Genomic DNA, 310 nt, shown 5'->3' with positions numbered 1-310 from the left:
GCGCGGCAGCGCGTAGTGGCGAACCAGGTCGGTGACTTGCAGCAGCGGTGTCTTCGTTGGCGTCATGCCACGGCCTCCGCTTCGATCTCGTCGAGTCGGATGCAGCGCACCGCATGGTCGTCAGGCAGCATCACCGCGGGCGGGCGCGTCGACTGGCAGGCATCGACCGTGTAGCTGCAGCGCCCCGCGAAGGGACAACCCGCGGGCAGGTCCACCAGCTCGGGCACGCTGCCCCGGATGGTCGCCAGCCGCTGGCCCTTCGGCGCCCCGATCACCGGCCGCGCCGCGAACAGCCCCTTGGTGTAAGGAT

1 protein-coding gene is annotated in these 310 nt (G+C 70.6%); it reads right to left on the bottom strand.

Going from position 1 to position 310, the window contains the following annotated elements; genetic code table 11:
- Window positions 1-62: 62 nt before the first annotated feature.
- A partial coding sequence (locus tag ACODT0_RS42490; protein WP_489044065.1) for an oligopeptide/dipeptide ABC transporter ATP-binding protein occupies window positions 63-310 on the bottom strand: 248 nt, incomplete at its 5' end.

The sequence above is a fragment of the Variovorax sp. FG153 genome, assembly GCF_057809595.1.
Note: the sequence above shows the minus strand (reverse complement) of the source record. Positions and strands in the feature narration are given on the sequence as shown.